This is a genomic window from Streptomyces sp. NPDC096339 (assembly GCF_044762985.1).
Taxonomy (GTDB): domain Bacteria; phylum Actinomycetota; class Actinomycetes; order Streptomycetales; family Streptomycetaceae; genus Streptomyces.
This window is the reverse complement of record NZ_JBIWFI010000023.1, coordinates 93,108-108,588: the sequence shown is the minus strand read 5'-3', so window position 1 is coordinate 108,588 and position 15,481 is coordinate 93,108. Positions and strand designations below refer to the sequence as shown.

The window sequence follows — 15,481 nt, the reverse complement described above, 5'->3', positions numbered from 1 at the left end:
GTTACCGAGGGTTCGCGAGAAGATGTCCTGGCCGATGGGGAGGGTGGCGGATGACAGGTTTCGAAACGGTTCTCTTACGGGTGGCGGGCACGGCGGCGGGGGCGCTGGTGAGATCGCTTCTGTCCCGGGCACCGGGGGCGGGGCTGGCCAAGGATCCGGCGCGCCCGGCGCAGCCGTGGCGGCGTCCGACCGAACTGGGCCACGCCGAGGTTCGCCGCCTGGCTGACGCCCTGGCGGCCCGCCTGGGTCCAGCCTGCGCGGAGCTTCCGGAGCACGAACGTCTGGCAGCGCTGGACGCAGTGGCCGATGCCTTCGCCGCGCTCGGCCCGCTGGACGCGGAGGCTCTGTTCGCCGCGGACCTCGACCCGTTGGCCCTGGCGGCGGCCGTCCTCGCCCACACACCTTCGGCACGCTTGAACGATCAAGCGGAGGCAGTGTACCGGGAGCTGGTCCAGTTGTGCTGCGGGCACGCCGTGGAATACATGACGACCCTGCCTGGGTTCGACGCCCGGACCAACGTGGAACTCATCCGGCGCACAGGTGACTTGTCCCGGACACTGAGCGACGTGCGGGAGTGGACGAAACCGCAGCATGCCGCATCGATTGCCCGCTTCGAAGCACGCTACGTGGCATACGTGGCAGAGACCCATGGCCGGTTGGAGCTATTCGGCGTGACCTTCAGCCGTCCGCGGCAGGATTGGCCCCTCAACCTCGCATACATCAGTCTCGCCGTTACGGGTGAAGGTGAGGACTTCTTCCCCGTGGAACGTGGCCTCAATCGGAGGACCGTCAAGGTGGAGGAGGCTCTGAGCGGCACCGACCGGATACTTCTGCGAGGGCCGGCCGGATCAGGGAAGACGACCCTCGTCGACTGGCTGGCACTGAACGCCGCACAGCGCAGTTTCGGACCTCAACTGCGCGATCTGAACGCATGTATACCCTTTGTCCTACGGCTGCGATCGTTCGCTTCTGAAATCGGCCTCCCTGCCCCCGAGGACTGGCTTCGCACGTCCGGCGTCCCGTTCACCCCACCCGATGGTTGGATCGAGGACGTCTTGTCCGGCGGGCGGGCCCTCGTGCTCATTGACGGGGTCGACGAAGTCCCACAGCAGTTGCGGGAAAAGGCGGAGAATTGGCTTCGCTCGATGATCGCGGCATATCCCCAGGCACGGTACGTGGTGACGACCCGACCGTCCGCTGTACCCAATGACTGGCTCGCCCGCCAGAGATTTACCTCCCATCTACTGCTGCCGATGGAGGGAAGCGATGTTCAGTCCTTCGTTTCCCACTGGCACGAAGCAGTCCGGTCCGAATGCCCCTCAGCCGATGAACGTGACAGGCTCGATGCATATGAAGATTCCCTCATGCGTGCTGTCACCTCACGCCAGGACCTGGGTCGCCTCGCAACGAATCCGCTGATGTGCGCCCTGCTCTGCGCGTTGAACCGTGACAGGCGCATGCAGTTGCCGCGTGCCCGCAAGGAACTGTACGACGCTGCTCTCGACATGCTCCTTGTACGGAGGGACAGCGAACGCGAGATCAATCAGACCGAAGGCGTCCACCTCGGCCGGGAGGAACAGACATTGCTTCTCCAGCGACTGGCCTACTGGCTGATCCGGAACGGGAAGGTAGAGGTCTCCCGGGGTTCAGTCGTGGAGATGGTTGGGGAATGGATGGGGGGAATGCGCCATGTGGACGGAGCGCCCAGCCAAGTATTCCGCCACCTGCTGAACCGGAGTGGGCTACTGCGTGAACCGACGCCCGGGTCAGTGGATTTCGTACATCGGACCTTTCAGGACTACCTCGGCGCCAAGGCGGCAGTTGAAGATCGCGATCTTGGCGTGCTGGTCCGTAACGCGCACGACGACACCTGGCACGATGTAATCCGTATGGCGGTGGGGCACGCTCGTGTTGGCGAGCGTGCCGAACTACTTCATGCACTCATGGATAAGGCGCAGGCCGCGAGCGGCCGGGAGCGCAGCCAGCTGGTGGTGTTGGTTGCCGCCTGCTTGGAGCACGCGCCGGAACTCTCTCCCGACACCCGGTCGCAGGTGGAGGACTTCACATCACAACTGCTGCCTCCCAAGGACTTCGCCGCCGCATCCGAGCTGGCGACGGTCGGCGAGCCCGTGCTGGAGTTGCTGCCCGATCCGGCGGGCCTCGATGCTTACGAGGCAGCTTCAACTGTAGTTACAGCATGGGAAGTCGGAGGCCCTAGGGCACTGGGCATCATCGCCCGCTTTCGTGAGGACAACCGACCGTTGGTGGTGAATACCCTCATCGCCGGGTGGGATCGCTTCGATCTGGCCGAGTACACAGACGCGGTGCTCGCACATGCGGCTCTTTCGGATCAGTTCCTGATGATGGAAACATCCGAGCACCTCCATCAGTTCGATCGTCTCCCGCATGCGACAAAGGTGAACCTACGCGGCAACCACGGGCTGCCGAGCACAATCACCAATCGCCGCACATTGGAGGGCCTCGTACTGGATCGCAACCAATCCTTGACCGACCTGGCCCCTCTCGCGCGATTGGATCGGCTGACCGATCTCTCCCTGTCGAGGTGTCCCGGGGTGCGGGACCTCTCGCCCTTGTCGAACCTGCCACTCAAAGCTTTGAGTTTCTCTCGCATCCCCGACTATCTGTCGCTGGCCTGGATGTACGAGCTCGACACACTGAATAAACTGGCGCTCAACTACGTGGCGCCGATCCAACGGCTCGCAGACCTGCCGACCACAGGAAATCTCTCGTCGCTCACCTTGTGGTCTGAAGCCTGCCATATCTCGCTCGATGGGATCGACCGGTGGCCCGATCTCAAGCACCTGGCCATATCCGGGGAAACGCAGAGCCGACGACTGCATCACCTACCGACCGTACCGACCCTCACCAGTCTGCAGCTCATGCGGACGCAGGTGGAGCCGGAACTGCTGCTGCGTCACAACAGTCTCCGGCTCCTGCGACTCACGCAGTGCTCCTTTGCCGTGTCCCTGGAGCCTTTGCGTGACCTGTACAGCCTAAGAGTGCTCGAGGTCGGATTCAGCGAGACACCTGTCGATCTGTCCCCACTCGCCAACGTTGACCAGCTCACCATCGAGATCTATGGCGGCGGCCCGGTTACTGGCATCGAAGCCATCCCGCCGGAGCGGATTCGGTTCCTGTAGAACCGATGCCCGGTATCAGATCCCAGGGTGCCGTACGTCACCAGACCCGGACCGACCCCCCTCGGGCGAACGCCGGGCTGGTGGCCCCCGCCGGGACCTCCGTCAGCGGCTCGGCGATCTCCGAGACCAGCGGGCCGTGCTTCGCCGCGACCGCGTCCAGCAGGGACAGGTCGAAGCCGTACACCCGGGCCGCGTTGCCGCCGACCATCGCCGCGACCTCCTCCCGCGGGAGGCCCGCGTAGGCGATGCGGAGGCCTTCGCGGGAGAAGGGGGTGGTGCCCTCGTCGTGGGGGTAGTCGCTGCCCCACATGATCTTGTCGAGGCCGATCCGGTCCCGCAGCGGGACTTCGTGGGGGCGCATGAAGCTGGCGCCCACGAAGCAGTTGTCCCGCCAGACCTCGCTCGGGCCCTTGCCCATCGCGTCCGCCAGGCCCGCCCCGAACTTGGACTCGGCCGTGCCCGAGGCCGCGACCAGGCGGCCGTGGTAGTAGTCCAGCATCTCCATCACGCCCGGGATCCAGCCGGAGCCCTGTTCCGTGAGGACCAGCTTGAGGCCGGGGTGCCGGCGGAACGCGCCGCCGAAGATCAGGTGCCACAGGGCGCGGTGCGAGAACCAGGTGGTTTCGACCATGAAGACGGCGCGGGCGGCGGGTTCGTCGCCCAGCGGCGGGGACGCCGAGCCGCCGTGGTGGTTGACCGGGACGTCCAGCTCGTCGCAGACCGCCCAGATCGGGTCGTACACCTCCGAGTAGAGCTCGGGGACGGTGGAGCCGGGCGGGACCCCGGGCAGCAGGATGCCGCCCGTGAGGCCGGCTTCGCGGGTGCGGCGGATCTCCTTGACCGCCGCGTCCACGTCGTTGAGGAGGATCTGGACCACGCCCGCCCGCCGCCCCGGCGCGTCCGCGCAGAAGTCGGCCAGCCAGCGGTTGTGGGCCTGGAGCCCCGCCCAGCGCATCGTGTACTCCGCGGCCGTCGGGGGCTGGGCCATCAGGGAGGCCTTGGGGAAGAACGGCGGGATGGTGTTCGGGAAGAGGACTTCCGCGACGATGCCGTCCGCTTCGAGTTCGGCGAGGCGGCGCGCCGAGTTCCAGTTGCGGTCCGCCGTGTCCGCGAGGAGGTCCTCGTACGGATTGACGTAGGTGGCGGCCCAGGCGTCGAACTCGTCGTGGTACCGCTTCTCCAGGTACGGCTTGTAGTCCAGCAGGTCGGCGCCCGCGTGGCAGTCCGCCGAGATGACCGTGTAGCGGTCTTCGGACGTCACCGGTCCACCCCCAGTACCGGGAAGTCGTTCTCCGTCAGCCAGTGCCGGCCCACCTCGCGGGAGCGGGCCCAGGAGGCCTCCACCGACGCCTGGTCGGGCGACTGGCCCAGCTCGGCCGGGGTGGGGCCGATCCGGCGTGCGATCGGGGCCAGCTTCTCGGTGTCGAAGCCGAAGACCTCGGCCGCGGCGAGGCCGAGCATCCGGCGGGTCTCGTCGACCGGGATGTCGTGGAAGGTCTTCCTCAGCCAGTTGCGGGTGTCCGGCCAGGTGCCCTCGGGGTGCGGGAAGTCCGAGCCCCACAGGATGTTGTCCACGCCGATCTCGTAGCGCTGGGCGAGTTCGCGGCGCTTGGTGTTCGTCGCGCAGATGAAGACCTGGCGGTCGAGGTACTCGCTCGGCGGCCGCTTCAGCTCCTCGAACGGGGACAGCTTCTTGCCTCCGTGCGCGCCGAGGTAGAGGCGGTCCATGAACCACAGCTGGTTCGGGAGCCACCAGCAGCCCGCCTCCGCCACGCCGAACTTGAGGCCCGGGTGCCGCTCGAAGACCCCGGACCAGAGCAGGAACCAGAGCGGGCGCGAGGGCCACCAGGTGACCTCGGAGACGAAGATGCCGAGGTGGTCGCCGTACTCGTGGCGCGGCGAGGAGCCGGAGTGGGTGACGATCGGCATCGCCGTCTCGGCCGCCGCCGCCCACACGGGGTCGTAGCGGCGGTCGTGGTAGGGCGCCTTGTCCACCCACATCGCGGGGATCATCAGCGCGCCCAGCCCGGACTCCTTGGCCCGGTATATCTCGGCGACGACCTTGTCCGGCTCGCCGGTGATGGGGAGCAGGGCGACGCCGCAGTGTCGCTCGGGGTTCTGCGAAACGAACTCCGCGAGCCAGCGGTTGTGCGCCTGCGCGCCCGCCATGCCGAGGGCCGGGTCCTGGTCGCCGGAGAGGCCGAGGCCCACTCCGAAGGGGGCCGCGGTCTGGCTGTCGACGGCGTCGGCGTCGGGGAAGACGACCTCGGCGGCCACGCCGTCGCCGTCGAGTTCCTTCAGCCGCTGCGCCGTGTCCCAGCCGCCCTTGAGGCCTTCCTCGTGGTCGTGGAACCACTTCTCGGCGAAGGCCTCGTTGCGGACGCCCAGCCGGGTGGCCTCCGCGCGCCGGGCGTCGCGCTCGCCGAGGAACTCGTCGAACTGGGGGTGGAACGCGCTGTCCAGGTAGGGGCGGTACTGCTCGGTCGGCAGTCCCGCGTGGCAGTCGGAGGAGATGATCAGGTACGGGTCTTCGTACGGTGTGTCACTCACTGCGTGCCCCTCAGTCGAGGATGAAGCTTTCCAGGTAGGCGGGGTTGGACCGGTCGAGCATCGACTGCGACCGGGCGCGGATCTGCCGGTCGCTGTGCTCACTGGCCGGGAGCATCCAGAAGCGGTCGGCGCGGATGCCGTCGACGACGTGCTCCGCGACCTCCTCGACGGGGGTGAAGTTCACCTCGTGCCCGGCCTGCTTCATGGCTGCCTCGTACTGGTCGAGGCTGCGGTACGGGGACTTGCGCGGCCGCTGCTTCGCGTAGCGCTCGGGCCGGTTGCGGTGCGACTCCCACAGCCCGGTGCGCAGCATGTGCGGTCCGGGGAAGAGGACGGAGGCGCCGACGGCCGCGCCTTCCGCCTTGAGGTGGGCGTAGAGGGACTCGGTCATGGTCACCACGGCCGCCTTGGTGACCGCGTACACGGAGGCGGTGGGCAGCGGGGCGATGCCGCCGTCGCCGGAGGAGGTGTTGACGACGTGGCCGGGGGCGCCGCCCTCGATCATGCGGGGGACGAAGGCCTGGATGCCGTGGAAGACGCCCCACACGTTGACGGAGAAGGCCCATTTCCAGTCGTTGGGCTCGTGCTGCCACATGCGGCCCTCGGCGCCGGAGCCGACTCCCGCGTTGTTGCACAGCACGTGCACGGCGCCGAAGGCGTCGTAGACGGAGTCGGCGAGGGAGACGACGGAGTCTCGGTCGCTCACGTCCACGGTCCGCGCGAGGACTTCCGCCCCGCCTGCCGTGAGCTCCGCGGCGGCCTTGTTCAGGGCGCCCTCCTCCACGTCGGCGAGGACCACCTTCAGTCCCTCGGCGGCGAAGCGGCGGGCCATGGCGAGGCCGATGCCACTGGCGGCGCCGGTGACCACGGCCACCTGTCCTGGTTCGAGTCGCATGTCAGACGCTGCCTTCCGGGGGGCCGTCCAGGATCTGCATCGGGTCGTCGTAGCGCTGGTGGATGTACGGGAGCAGGGCCTGGGCGCTGACCCGCTCGACGACCTTGCCCTGCTGGTCGGTGGTCTTCTCGCCGATGGTGATCTCGACGACGCGGCGCACCGGGAGGTCGGCTACCGGGTCGAACATCGACTCGCGGAGGACCACGTCACCGGTGATGTGCTCCAGCTTGCGGACCTTCTCGTTGCGGGTGCAGTGCACGAGGACCGGGTCTGCGTCGAAGCCGGAACCGTCCACCGCGGGCAGGAACTTGAAGTAGAAGTCGACCTTCTGCGTGGGCTCGGGCAGCGGCAGCTCGCGGTCGACCGCCCCGCGCACCTCGACGAAGGCGATCCCGTGCCGGGCGAGGGAGGCCCGTACGACGAGGCCCTCGCGTTCGACGGTGATCTCGCCCAGCTTCTTCGGCTCGCCGAAGACCTCGCGGCCGCCGGTCAGGGCCCGCTCCATGCTCATGGGCATGACCAGCGGGTACCAGCCCTCGACCCCGCCGTGCCGGGCGGCGACGGCGACCGAGCCGGCGCCGAGGGGGTAGCCGGGCAGGTCGACCTTGCTGATGTTGGCCCGTACGAGGGGCCGTTCGGCGGGCTTGAGCGGGGGCGGCAGGACCGCCGCCACCACGTCCGGGTCGGTCTCCCAGACGGCCACGACGCCGGTGGACCAGATGTCGGGGAGCTTGGAGTTCTTCTCGCGCGACGCCGCGATCTCTGCCTCGGTTCGCGCTCCGTACCGTACGCGTGCCATGTTCACGCACCACCCTCGTCTTGAGCGGAGTCGGTTCTGTAACACAGTTACACCGGCACCGATGAAGGGTAAAGACCCCTGCACGCAGAAGAACTGACGCTGTGCCAGTTTTCAAAGACGCGACAGATTGGCGGACCCGATCCATGACCAGAAGCACGCTGACCCGTGACGAGGTACTGGACGCCGCCGCGTCCCTGGTCAAGCAGCACGGCCCGGCCGCCCTCACCATGCGCAAACTGGCCGCCGAGCTCGGCACCGCGGTGACCTCCATCTACTGGCACGTCGGCAACCGGGAGCAACTGCTGGACGCCCTCGTGGAGCGGACCGTGCAGGAGATGGGCGCGATCAGACCGGCCGGCAAGGGGCCGGCCGAGCGGATCCTGTCGGTGGCCCGGATCCTGCGCCGCGAGCTGCGCGCGCGACCGCACCTGATCGCGATGGTCCACGAACGCGGGCTCACCGAGCGGATGTTCCTGCCCGCGCAGCAGGCCCTGGTCCACGAGGTGCACGTCGCGGGGCTGCGCGGGGCGCGGGCGGCCGACATGGTGCGCGCGATCCAGTTCCAGATCGTCGGCTTCCTCCTCGTCGAGCGCAACCGCGAGCGCTCCCCCGCCCAGTCCCCCGCCGAGAGCGACCTGTGGGACCCGGCCACCGCCCCGCACGACCCGGCGCTCGCCCGCGCCCTGGCCCGCCCGGCCGATCCGGAGCGGTTGTTCCTGCTGTCCGTGCGCTCCCTGGTGGCGGCGCTCCCGGCGCCGCCACCGGCCGCCCCGGGGGCCGGTCGTTAAATCGGTTTGCGCGGGCGGGCACCCGTGGTTGTATCTGCTGCGCGGGGGCGGCTCCGCGACGTGCTTCCTTCTCTCACCTCTGACGACTGCGCAGCGCGTCCCCTCTCCGCCCCCGATTCACTCTCTCCCCGGCTCCGGAGGAATCCCCCTTTTGCCCGAGCTGTCGACCGTCCTGCTGCGCCGTCTCCAGACCGTGTACGTCGACCAGGCCGGGCCGCGCCCCGGCGACCCCTCGACCAGCGAGGGCCTGATGGCCCTGGAGGCCGAACTCCTCGACCGCGGCTACGCCCTGACGGCCCCGCTGCGCTCCGCGCTCGCCTGGCTCGGCCCCACGGGCCTCGCCGCCGCCGGCACCGCGCTCGTCCGGGACATCGACGTCCTGCTGGGTGCCGACCGCACGCACATGCCTCTGTTCCGGACCTTCCCGGCCTCCGTGCCCGACGACACCTACGGCCTGTGGCTCGACCGGGTCTTCGCGCTGCTCCTGCAGTGGCCCGCGCAACCCTGCGTGCTCTGCGCCACCGTCGGCAGCGTCCACGCCGTGTCTCCGTGCGCCCACCTCGTCTGCCGGGCCTGCTGGGACGGCGCCGTGTACACCGGCTGCCCCATCTGCCACCGCCGCATCGACCTCTGCGACCCGTTCCTGGACCCGGCCGCCGAGCGGCCGGGACGGCCCGCCCCCGCAGACTCCCCGGGTCCGCTGCGGCTGCTCGACCTGGGCACCGACCGCGCGGCCGACTCGGTCAGGGCCCTCCTGCGCCTTCTGGCCCGCCGCACCCCGCTGTCGGCCCAGGACACCGAGGAGGCGCGGGTGCTCCTCGCACACGCGCCGGCCGGCCTCGACTGGCTGCCGGACACGATCCCGGTCCGGGAGACCAAGGCCCTCGTCCTCGGCACCCTGCTGCTGGAGCGCCGTACCCGCGAGTCCGTACGCGCCCTGCTGCCCCGGTGGCTGACCACCGCCACCGACGTCCTGCGGCTGCTGGCCGTCTGGTCCGGCGGCGGGGCCGACCTTCTGGCACCACCCCGGATGCGCACCCTGCCGCGGCCGATGCGGCGCGAACTGCTGGGTCTGCTGGACGGACTGGACCCCGCGGCGCTCGTCGAGGACGTACTGCGCCACCCCGACGTCTGGAAGCGCGCCGCCGAGATCCTGCACCCCTTCGAGCAGCACGGCCGCCATCCGAGGGCCGCGCTGGCCTTCGCCGTACTGCGGGAGACCGACGTGCGGGGCACCGCGCTCGGCGGGGCCCTGCTGGCCACGGCCGCCGCCCACCCACGCGCCGTACGGGTCGACGGCTCCCGCATCAAGGCCGCCACCTGGACCGGGCGCGCCGAGGAGGCCCTGCGCGGCGAGGACCCGGACCGCGCCCTCGCCGTCCTGGCGGAACGACCCGGGGAACTCGTACGCCGCCTCGACCACCTGCTGCGCCGGTACGCGGCGGACGCCCTGCCCCCACAGGTCGCGGCGGTGCTGGAGGAGCGGCTGCCGAAAGCCGGACCGGGCCCGGTGCTGTCCGCGCTGGGGCGGCTGCGGATCCGGCATCTGCCCGGCACCCGGCGGGTGTTCTTCCCCCGGGGCCAGGTCGCGCACTCCTTCACCGTGGACGACACCCGGCCTCCGTTCGCCGAGTCGGTGACCCGCGCGGTGAGCGGGCTGCTGGAGAAGGAGGTGCTGCGCCGGCTGTCGACGGCCGAGCCGTACGACGTGGCGGTGCTGGACTCCCGCCTGGCCCACCTGCACGTGCCCTCCGCGGAGCGGACCGCGGCCAAGGCCCTGGTGACCGTTCCCAAGGGCAGCTTCCAGGCGCTGCCCGACGGCGAGGTGCTGCGGATGTTCCTGCACTGGATGGAGCCGCCGAGGAAGACCGTGGACCTGGACCTGTCGGTGGTGCTCTTCGACGCCGACTGGAACTACGCGGGCCTGTGCGACTACACGAACCTGGTGTACGGCGGGCGGGCCGTCGTCCACTCCGGCGACCTCACCTCCGCCCCCGCGCCCGCCGGGGCGAGCGAGTACGTGGACATCGACCTCGACGCCCTCGCCGACACCGGCGTGCGCTTCGCCATGCCCGTCGTGTTCGGTTACAACAACATCCCCTTCGAGGTGCTGCCCGACGCCTTCGCCGGCTTCATGGCGCTGCCCAGCCGCTCCGGGCGCACCTCCCACTACGACCCGCGGACCGTCCGGCAACGCTACGACCTGGTCGGCAACTCGCGGATCCACGTACCGCTCCTCGTCGACCTGGAGCGGCGCGGCTTCCTGTGGACCGACGTGCACCTGCCGGGCGACGAGGGCTACCACAGCGTGTACGCGCACCAGGAGGACCTGGCCCGGATCGGCCGCGACCTGTTCCAGTACTTCTCCACCGGCCGCACCACCCTGTGGGAGCTGGCCGGCTGGCACGCGGCGGCCCGCTGCGGCGAGGTCGTCGTCCTGCGCCGCACGCCCCGGCCGAGCGACCCCGACGAGCTGTGGACCTACCGCCGGCGCGCGGACGAGGACACCGCGGCGTTCGCCGCCCGGCTCGTCGGGCTGGGCTCTCCGGACACCGCGCTGGTCGCGCCGGACGTGGAGGCACTCGCCGGAGCCGCGGCCTCCGGGCGCTCGGCCCTTCTCGCGCTGGTGGACGGGGACGTGGCACCGGCCGGTGCGCGGGGGGCCGTATACCGGCTGCTGCCGGGGCCCGTTGACGGCTGCGGGCTCGAACAGCTGGCCGCCGGGGACCTGGTCTCGGCACTGGGCTGACCCAGGGTGGGGCCGCGGTGTCGGTCCGTGCCGATATCCTCTGTGACCATGCTCGCCGACCGTACGACCGCAGAGACGACGTGGCCGACCGCGTACCCGAAGGGGTACGCGGTCGTCGACGTGGAGACCACCGGGCTCGCTCGCGACGACCGGATAGTCTCCGCCGCCGTCTACCGGCTCGACGCACAGGGCAACGTGGAGGACCACTGGTACACCCTGGTCAACCCGCAGCGCGATCCCGGGCCGGTGTGGATCCACGGTCTGACGAGCGCGATGCTCGCCGACGCCCCGCTCTTCAAGGACATCTCCGCGGAGTTCGCGGAGCGGCTCGCGGACCGGGTGCTGGTCGCCCACAACGCCATCTTCGACTGGCAGATGATCGCCCGGGAGTACGCCCGCGCCGAGGTGACCGCGCCGGTGCGCCGGCGCCTGTGCACGATCGCCCTGTCGAAGGAACTGAACCTCCCCCTGCCCAACCACAAGCTGGAGTCGCTCGCCGCGCACTTCGGCGTCGTCCAGCAGCGCGCCCACCACGCGCTCGACGACGCCCGGGTGCTCGCCGAGGCCTTCCGTCCGTCCCTGCACGCCGCCGCGCGCAGCGGCGTACGGCTGCCCCTGCTGGAGTGCCGTCCGCTGACGGAGTGGTCGGATTCGGCCGCCGCTCCGCGGGTGGGCTACCAGTCCTCGTACGGGAACAGCGGCTGGCGGCCCTCGCGCAAGCGGCCGCCGTGCCCGCACCCGAACCCGGGGCGCTACGAGGACGGCAAGCCGCTGAAGCAGGGGATGCGGATCGCCTTCTCCGGTGACACGTCGGTGGAGCGGGAGCTGCTGGAGGACCGGGCGGTCGAGGCGGGCCTGCACATCGCCACGAGTGTGTCGCGGCTCACCAGCCTGCTGGTGACGAACGACCCCGACTCGGCGACCTCGAAGACGGTCAAGGCGAAGTCCTTCGGGACCCCCGTCGTCGACGAGGCGGCCTTCACCCAACTGCTGCGGGACGTGGCGGACGCGGATTCCTGAGGGAGTCCCGAGCGGAGTCCCGGGCCGAGTCCCGAGCGGGGCGCGTTGCGCCGGCCGGGTGCAGGCTCGGCGACTCACCCCACTGGATCTTGTTCCGGTCCTCCGCCGTGCGCAGCATTCGGCGCATGGCACGTTGTGAGGTCTGCGGAAACGATTACGGCATGTCCTTCGAAGTGCACGCGCAGGGCGCGGTGCACGTCTTCGACTGCTTCTCCTGCGCCATCCACCGCATGGCGCCCGTCTGCGAGCACTGCCGGGTCCAGATCATCGGACAGGGCGTCGAGGTCGAGGGCCAGTGGTTCTGCGGGGCGCACTGCGCCCGCGCGGAGGGGAAGGTGGGCATCGTCGACCGCGTCTGACTCCCCCGCACCCCGTCCCCCGTTCCCCTCCGGACCCCGGACGGCCACCCGGCCGCCGGGGTCTTGCGCGCTGGGGGTAACGTCGTCCGTGTGTACCGCTTTGTGCTGACCCGGCAGTGGGTGTGCCTCACCCTCGTCGCCCTCGTCCTCATCCCCGTGATGATCAAGCTGGGGTTCTGGCAGTACCACCGCCATGTGCACCGGGTAGCGCAGAACGAGCTGATCAACGCGAATCTGCGGGCGAAGCCGGTCCCCGTGGCGGAGGTCTCCTCCCCCGGCCGCGAAGTGCCCCGCGCGGATGTCTGGCGGGCCGTCACCGCGACCGGCACCTACGACACCGCGCACGAGGTGGTCGTACGGATGCGGACCTCCAACGACGACAAGGTCGGTTTCCACGTCGTGACCCCGCTCGTCCTCGGTGACGGCCGGGTCGTGCTGGTCGACCGCGGCTGGGTGCCCGGCGGCGACGACCCCCGCGCGTATCCTCCGGTGCCGGCAGCGCCCTCGGGCGAGGTCACCGTCACCGGCCGGCTGAAGGCCGACGAGACGAGCGGCGGCAGCGGCATCAAGGACCGCAAGGGCCTGCCGGACCGCCAGGTGATGCTGATCAACAGCGCGCAGCAGTCGGAGTACCTGGGCCGACCCGTCCTCGGCGGCTACATGGAGCTCACCTCGCCGGCCCCGACGGGCGCCGGCCCCGAGATCATCACCGAACCCGACCACGACTCGATCGGCGCGCACATGGCGTACGCCGTGCAGTGGTGGCTGTTCGCCTCCGCGGTGCCGATGGGCTGGCTGGTCCTCGTACGCCGCGAGAAGCGGGACCGCGAGGAGGAGGCGGCCAAGGCGGCGGCCGTGGAGGCCGAGCCCGCGACCGCGTAGCGTGTCGGCATGGATCTTGGACTGAAAGACCGTGTCTACGTAGTCACCGGAGCCACCCGCGGCCTCGGTTTCGCCTCCGCCCGTGAACTGACCGCCGACGGGGCGAAGGTCGTCCTGACGGGCCGCGACGCGAAGCGGGCGGCCGACGCCGCCGCCGAACTGGGCCCGAACGCGATCGGCGTGGCTGCCGACAACGCCGACCCGGCGGCGCCCGGCCGGCTCATCGCCGCCGCGCGCGAGCACTTCGGCCGCTTCGACGGGATCCTCGTCAGTGTCGGCGGCCCGGCCCCCGGCCTCGCCGCGGACAACACCGACGAGCAGTGGTCGGCCGCCTTCGACGCGGTCTTCCTGGGGGCGGTCCGCCTCGCCCGGGCGGCCGCCGCCGAGCTGGGCGAGGGCGGGGTCATCGGCTTCGTCCTGTCCGGTTCGGTGCACGAGCCGATCCCCGGCCTGACCATCTCCAACGGCCTGCGGCCGGGTCTGGCGGGCTTCGCCAAGTCCCTGTCCGCGGACTTGGGCCCGCGGGGGATCCGCGTGGTCGGCCTGCTCCCGGCGCGCATCGACACCGACCGGGTGCGCGAGCTCGACGCGCTGTCCGGCGACGCGCAGGCGGCCCGCGCGGGCAACGAGTCCCGGATCCCGCTGCGCCGTTACGGGACGGCGGAGGAGTTCGGCCGCACGGCCGCGTTCCTGCTCTCCCCCGCCGCCTCGTACCTGACGGGTGTGATGCTCCCGGTGGACGGCGGAGCCCGGCACGGTTTCTGACCCGTGGCCCTAGACCACCCGCTGCGCCCGGTGGGAGGTCACCTTGAGGCGGGCCTCCGCCGGGAGTTCCGGGAGGCCCGCCGAGGTACGGGCATGGGTCAGGACCGGGCCCGCCAGGGCTGCCAGCGCGTCCGCGGGTACGCCGTGGGGCTCCAGTTCCATCGCGACCCGCAGGGCGGGCGAACCGCGCCGGCCCCGCAGCGAGGCCTTGCAGCGGGCCACGCCGTCGAGGGCGCCGGCCTCCGCGGCGACGGCCTCCTCCAGGGCGCGCCCCCGCAGCACGGCGAAGGCCCCGTCCCCCGTGTCGACCTCGACGGCCGCCAGCCGGGCCCGCCGCAGCTGGGACACCAGCCACCACAGCGCCAGCAGCACGCACACCGCGAGCCCGGCGGCCACCGCCCACCACCACCAGCCTTCGGCGTGCCCGTACCGGGCCCGGTCCTGCGCGGTGAGCAGCGGAGCGTGCCGGCCGTGCAGCGGCCGGACGCCGGTGAGCAGGACGACCCCGGCGGCCAGCAGGACCGCTCCGACCACCGCCAGCAGGACCCGGTTCACTCTCCCGAGCATCTCCCGCTCACCTCCTGACCCGTACGCGTGGCCGCGGCGGGTGCGCGAGGCCCAGTTCTCCGATGGCGACGGCGACCACCTCGTCCAGATCGGCCCGTACGTCGTCCAGCTCGCGGAAGTGCGAGGTGGCCCGCACCGCGACGTGGGAGCGGCCCACCTTGACCCGCACCGACCGCACCCCCGACACCTCCATGGCCCGGTCCCGAAGCACCTGCGCCGCGTCCCTGCGGCCGAGCCCGGCCCGCACCCCGGCGGCCTGACCGGGGGCCTGCATCGGGAGGATCCGCCGCAGGCCGGGGGTGCAGGCGAGGAACAGCAGCAGCGCCCCGGCCACGGCGAGGGCCCCGCCGGTCAGCTGCACGGCGAGGTCCGCGGGGGTGAGCCGGCCGAGGCGGACGGCGAGCTCGTGGCGCCAGCGCATGCCGGGGCGGTCGGCCCGTACGGCGGCCAGGTCGTAGAGGAAGAGGGCCGCGACGCCGAGCAGGACGAGCGCGGTGAGGGCGGCGGGGATGCGCCGGGCGGACCGGAACCGGGCGGCCGGGGCGGTCACCGCAGCCGCCGGTCCCGCCCGGCGCCGAGCCGGGTCTGCGTGGAGTGCAGGTGCTCGATGTCGATGTCGACCTCGGGTACGGACATCTCGGCGCACTCCTCGACGCGCCGGGTGACCCGGCTCCGTACGGCCGCGCACTGGGCCGCGAGGTCGGCGGGGTAGTCGAGCTCCAGGCTGACCCGGACCCGTGCGATGTCGTGGTGCACGGTGACGGTGGCGTGCGGGGGCGCGCCCGAGGAGGGGGTGGGGAGCGCCTCCCGGGCGGCCTGGGCGGCGATCTTGGCGACGACCCCGTCGGCGATCCGGGTGGCTCCCCGGTCGGCGGGGGCCACCCTGGGCGGGGTGGCCCGGGTCGGACCGGCCTGCGGTCCGGCCGTCGGCTCGCTCACGGGCGCC

Annotated in this window: 14 protein-coding genes; 7 read left to right on the top strand and 7 right to left on the bottom strand. The window is 71.2% G+C overall.

Going from position 1 to position 15,481, the window contains the following annotated elements; genetic code table 11:
• Nucleotides 1-50: 50 nt before the first annotated feature.
• On the top strand, nt 51-3,161 hold the full coding sequence (locus ACIQ5Y_RS26025) for an NACHT domain-containing protein (protein ID WP_403885056.1): 3,111 nt from the start codon (nt 51-53) through the stop codon (nt 3,159-3,161).
• 37 nt (nt 3,162-3,198) lie between these two features.
• On the opposite strand, the gene ACIQ5Y_RS26020 is transcribed toward ACIQ5Y_RS26025, so the two are convergent.
• Genes ACIQ5Y_RS26020 through ACIQ5Y_RS26005 form a run of 4 tightly spaced genes read right to left on the bottom strand, consistent with a single transcriptional unit; the run spans nt 3,199 to nt 7,405 of the window.
• The gene (locus tag ACIQ5Y_RS26020; protein ID WP_403885053.1) at nt 3,199-4,422 is read right to left on the bottom strand and encodes an amidohydrolase family protein; all 1,224 of its coding nucleotides are present in this window, start codon (nt 4,420-4,422) and stop codon (nt 3,199-3,201) included.
• Entirely contained in the window at nt 4,419-5,711 is a 1,293-nt protein-coding gene (locus tag ACIQ5Y_RS26015) for an amidohydrolase family protein (RefSeq protein WP_403885050.1), read from the bottom strand. Before ACIQ5Y_RS26015 ends, ACIQ5Y_RS26020 begins: the two co-directional genes overlap by 4 nt.
• A gap of 10 nt (nt 5,712-5,721) precedes the next feature.
• Complete coding sequence (locus ACIQ5Y_RS26010; RefSeq protein ID WP_403885047.1) at nt 5,722-6,606, bottom strand: SDR family NAD(P)-dependent oxidoreductase; 885 nt, start codon at nt 6,604-6,606, stop codon at nt 5,722-5,724.
• 1 nt (nt 6,607) lies between these two features.
• Nucleotides 6,608-7,405, bottom strand: coding sequence for an acetoacetate decarboxylase family protein (locus tag ACIQ5Y_RS26005; protein WP_403885044.1), 798 nt, complete (start codon nt 7,403-7,405; stop codon nt 6,608-6,610).
• A 143-nt stretch (nt 7,406-7,548) separates the two neighbouring features.
• On the opposite strand from ACIQ5Y_RS26005, the gene ACIQ5Y_RS26000 reads away from it, so the two are divergent.
• The 6 genes from ACIQ5Y_RS26000 (at nt 7,549) to ACIQ5Y_RS25975 (ending at nt 13,968) form a co-directional block, all read left to right on the top strand.
• On the top strand, nt 7,549-8,193 hold the full coding sequence (locus ACIQ5Y_RS26000) for a TetR/AcrR family transcriptional regulator (protein WP_403885041.1): 645 nt from the start codon (nt 7,549-7,551) through the stop codon (nt 8,191-8,193).
• Nucleotides 8,194-8,344: 151 nt separating this feature from the next.
• Nucleotides 8,345-10,942 (top strand): MXAN_6230/SCO0854 family RING domain-containing protein, encoded by a 2,598-nt coding sequence (locus tag ACIQ5Y_RS25995; RefSeq protein WP_403885038.1) that lies wholly within the window; start codon nt 8,345-8,347, stop codon nt 10,940-10,942.
• A gap of 42 nt (nt 10,943-10,984) precedes the next feature.
• Nucleotides 10,985-11,962 (top strand): DEDDh family exonuclease, encoded by a 978-nt coding sequence (locus ACIQ5Y_RS25990; protein ID WP_403885115.1) that lies wholly within the window; start codon nt 10,985-10,987, stop codon nt 11,960-11,962.
• Nucleotides 11,963-12,087: 125 nt separating this feature from the next.
• Nucleotides 12,088-12,321, top strand: a complete 234-nt coding sequence (locus ACIQ5Y_RS25985; RefSeq protein WP_215139859.1) for a hypothetical protein — start codon at nt 12,088-12,090, stop codon at nt 12,319-12,321.
• A gap of 90 nt (nt 12,322-12,411) precedes the next feature.
• A complete protein-coding gene (locus tag ACIQ5Y_RS25980; protein WP_403885034.1) occupies nt 12,412-13,203 on the top strand; it encodes an SURF1 family protein in 792 nt (263 codons plus the stop codon).
• A gap of 9 nt (nt 13,204-13,212) precedes the next feature.
• A complete protein-coding gene (locus ACIQ5Y_RS25975; protein ID WP_403885031.1) occupies nt 13,213-13,968 on the top strand; it encodes an SDR family oxidoreductase in 756 nt (251 codons plus the stop codon).
• A gap of 9 nt (nt 13,969-13,977) precedes the next feature.
• Here ACIQ5Y_RS25975 and amaP read toward each other — a convergent pair whose 3' ends face one another.
• The 3 genes from amaP to ACIQ5Y_RS25960 are packed head-to-tail and all read right to left on the bottom strand — an operon-like array spanning nt 13,978 to nt 15,474.
• A complete protein-coding gene (amaP, locus tag ACIQ5Y_RS25970) occupies nt 13,978-14,535 on the bottom strand; it encodes an alkaline shock response membrane anchor protein AmaP (RefSeq protein ID WP_403885028.1) in 558 nt (185 codons plus the stop codon).
• A 7-nt stretch (nt 14,536-14,542) separates the two neighbouring features.
• Nucleotides 14,543-15,181: a DUF6286 domain-containing protein gene (locus ACIQ5Y_RS25965; RefSeq protein ID WP_403885026.1), complete on the bottom strand. Its 639-nt coding sequence runs from the start codon at nt 15,179-15,181 to the stop codon at nt 14,543-14,545.
• Nucleotides 15,082-15,474: a hypothetical protein gene (locus ACIQ5Y_RS25960; protein ID WP_403885024.1), complete on the bottom strand. Its 393-nt coding sequence runs from the start codon at nt 15,472-15,474 to the stop codon at nt 15,082-15,084. Before ACIQ5Y_RS25960 ends, ACIQ5Y_RS25965 begins: the two co-directional genes overlap by 100 nt.
• Between the last annotated feature and the right edge of the window lie 7 nt (nt 15,475-15,481).

What these genes read in the sequence shown, in the direction of transcription:
- ACIQ5Y_RS26025 (WP_403885056.1), top strand. Translation starts at nt 51, where the DNA reads ATGACAGGTTTCGAAACGGTTCTCTTACGGGTGGCGGGCACGGCGGCG.
- ACIQ5Y_RS26010 (WP_403885047.1), bottom strand. Translation starts at nt 6,606, where the DNA reads ATGCGACTCGAACCAGGACAGGTGGCCGTGGTCACCGGCGCCGCCAGT.
- ACIQ5Y_RS26005 (WP_403885044.1), bottom strand. Translation starts at nt 7,405, where the DNA reads ATGGCACGCGTACGGTACGGAGCGCGAACCGAGGCAGAGATCGCGGCG.
- ACIQ5Y_RS26000 (WP_403885041.1), top strand. Translation starts at nt 7,549, where the DNA reads ATGACCAGAAGCACGCTGACCCGTGACGAGGTACTGGACGCCGCCGCG.
- ACIQ5Y_RS25985 (WP_215139859.1), top strand. Translation starts at nt 12,088, where the DNA reads ATGGCACGTTGTGAGGTCTGCGGAAACGATTACGGCATGTCCTTCGAA.
- ACIQ5Y_RS25975 (WP_403885031.1), top strand. Translation starts at nt 13,213, where the DNA reads ATGGATCTTGGACTGAAAGACCGTGTCTACGTAGTCACCGGAGCCACC.
- amaP (WP_403885028.1), bottom strand. Translation starts at nt 14,535, where the DNA reads ATGCTCGGGAGAGTGAACCGGGTCCTGCTGGCGGTGGTCGGAGCGGTC.